This window comes from Mycobacterium sp. NGS62 (assembly GCF_059812285.1).
In genome coordinates, this window is the sequence record NZ_JCALCK010000041.1 from 1 (window position 1) to 2,767 (window position 2,767).

The 2,767-nt window shown below is 66.0% G+C and carries 2 protein-coding genes; both read right to left on the bottom strand.

What is annotated here, in order from left to right:
- Positions 1 to 1,494, bottom strand: a 1,494-nt coding sequence (locus tag AC5Y49_RS24505) for a site-specific integrase (protein WP_499891973.1), incomplete at its 3' end; no start/stop codon positions are given.
- The gene (locus tag AC5Y49_RS24510; protein WP_499891974.1) at positions 1,491 to 2,687 is read right to left on the bottom strand and encodes a tyrosine-type recombinase/integrase; all 1,197 of its coding nucleotides are present in this window, start codon (positions 2,685 to 2,687) and stop codon (positions 1,491 to 1,493) included. The genes AC5Y49_RS24510 and AC5Y49_RS24505, both read right to left, overlap by 4 nt.
- Positions 2,688 to 2,767: the final 80 nt, after the last annotated feature.

Consider the following 2,767-nt stretch of genomic DNA (forward strand, 5'->3'; position numbering starts at 1 on the left):
CGCCCAGGCCCAGAAGGCGTGCTCCTCGTCGCGGTTGAGCAGCCACGGCTTACTGGTTTCGGGATGACGCACCCAAACGTTGTCTGTGGCCGAGTGCGGACGTTCGATCCTGGTCAGCGTCTTGCCTGCGGCGGTGAACTGGGTCCCGGGACGGATCGGAAGGCCGGCTTCTAGAAGTTCCAGCGACTCTCGGCGCCATCGGTCGACGACTTCAACGAGAACGGGCAGCACCGGCAGCCGTTCGCGGGTACGGCTGTCCATGCGAGCTTTGCGCCGCCGGAAGAACTTTTTCCGAACCAGGTCTTCTTGGCTGATCGGGCACGGTGCCACCCATACGCCCCATCGCACTGGGTCGTCGAGTCCCCATTGGGCCAGGTCGAGGTAGAACGCCCGCACGGTGGCCAGTGCGCTCAGGTAGTCGAGGCGTTCGGACTCCACCTTGACGCGTTCGCCGTCGCGGATGACGGTGGTGGTCTTGGTGCGCAACCGTCGTTTCCATGCGCCGGCGACCTCACGTGGCAACCGCAGTGAATCGATGCCGGGATGGTGTTGCTCGAGGTCGAACCAGAAGCACCGCACCAGGTGATACGCCAAACTGACCAGGGTGGTGTAGTCGATCGCCGGCTGCCGCTCGGCCAGATAAGCGACGAGCAGGTCGCGCATCGGGCGGCAGGTGATCGGGTAACGGTCGACGAGCTGGGCAGCCGAGCGTTGGCCGAGGCTGCGGATCTCCTGCAGCGTGGGCGTATCGGCGCCGAACACGCCCGCCTCACGCAGTACCCGGAAGGTCGCCGACGCCGAATCCGCGCGGCCCCGCACCGCATACTCGACCTCAAGGATCTCCAGCACATCACCGACGGTGATGTCGGCCAGCGTGCCGCCCTTGGCTGCGGCGATCACCGCGGATCGAAACATGATGTCCTGCAATGCAGCTAGCTTGATCGCTGGGTCTTCCTCACATAACTGGCGCAACCGGTCGAAGCCCGCGTCGTCGCGGCCATGGACCATGTTGCGAACCAGCTTGCGTTTCTTCCCGCCGGTCAACAGCCACTCGAGTGACGGCCGCACCAGGTCCGCGCCAACGAGCACCAGCAGCGAGCTGGTCATCAAGCGCAACCGGTTCTCGGAGTACTTCCCTTGACGGCGAAGCCACTGCTCCGGTTCCCGCGCCCAGTCCTCACGGGCTGCATCAGCGCCGCTGGCCAGCCAGCGCTGCTGCCAGGTGCCGCCCGGTTGGTCGGCGAGCCAATCCAACAGCAGCGGCAAGCCCCATCGACGCGCTTCTCGCACCCGATCCGACGGCAGCACCGCGGGCGCGGCTATGACGATGCGATCCACTTCGTCGCGATCGGCGCGCGTGGCCAGCCAGTCGGTCACGACCGGGCGAAACGGATAGCGTGCTCGCCAATCGGACTGCGCCCTTTGCGATTCCGTAGGATCATCTACCGCGGGCGCGTGCCCTGCACCATGCACGGTCTCGACGGCGGTGATCATGGAATCCTCCTACCGAACAGCACTTCAAGGGTCTCGGATCGGTAGCCTGGCGCGGGCGGCGGCGTGCCTTGCGCGGCCTTGCGGACCTGGTCGGCATGGTGGGCTAACACCCGCTCGATCACGTCCTCCTTGCGCGGCGTGAGGTAGATCTGTGTGGTGGTCAGCTGTGCATGCCCGAGCACATACTGCACGTCGGTGAGCGGCATCGCTGGGTCCTGGGCCATCCGATAAGCGGCCGTGTGCCGCAGCGCGTGCAGCGTCGCCGTGGTTCCGGCATCGGCGTTTACCCGCTCGAACATGCGATGCGCCGCGTGATAGGTCAACGGCCGAAACGGCTTTCGTCGCGTCCACCATAACGGCTTGGCCTGTCCGCGTGGGATCAAGCCCTCCATCTCCACCTGATACAACCGCAGCCACACGAACGCGTCCGAGGATGCCGGTAGCTCTTGGATGTGCCGAGTGCCCTTGCGCACCACGGTGATCAACTGCCGCCCGGGATCCACGCCGCCCTGTGTCACGCTCAACAGCTCCGAGGCGCGTGCCCCGGTAGACACGTAAAACGCCACCAGCGCGCGGTCCCGATGCGAGGGCAGCCGCGCGAAGATCTCGTTGAACTCCTCGTCCGGGATGCTGCGCGGCACCCGCGTGACCACGCGCGGGCGATACAGCCCGGACCGCTCGCGGTGGTAGGGCTCCATCGGGTTGTGATGCGCGTGCGCGCGACCACCGCGCCGAGACCGATCCAGCGGGAATGGATTTACCATCGGTCCAGTGCCGACGTCGCGGTGAAAGTCGTAAAAGCAGCGCAGCACCGTCTCGCTGTGAGTCCGCACCGCCACCGAATACCGCGCTGCGGCCCGTGGTCTCGAACCAGAACCCGTCGGGCCGTTCGTGACCGCCAGCCACCGGCAGAAATCCCGCGCCTCCGGCCTCGTCGCGCGATCCCACGCCACGTCGATCGCCCACAGGAACCGGAACCAGCGCAACAAGTCCATCCCATACGAGCGGACCGTCGATTCGCTGCGGCCGGCAGCCAGCAGATCAGCGAAGAACGACGTAGTCGCGAGCACCGGTCTGCCCACCGGATCAAGCAGCTGATATGGCTCCCACTTCGAGCCCGTCGCCACCAGCGACCCCACCGCCGGAACCGCCAACACCGACAGATCCCGCACTTCCTCCAGGTCGTCCAACACGACACCGACGGTAGGACCGCCATTCGCCGACCACCGCGCTGACATGCCGGAACACTGGAGTTAGTTCAGTCAATAGGTGC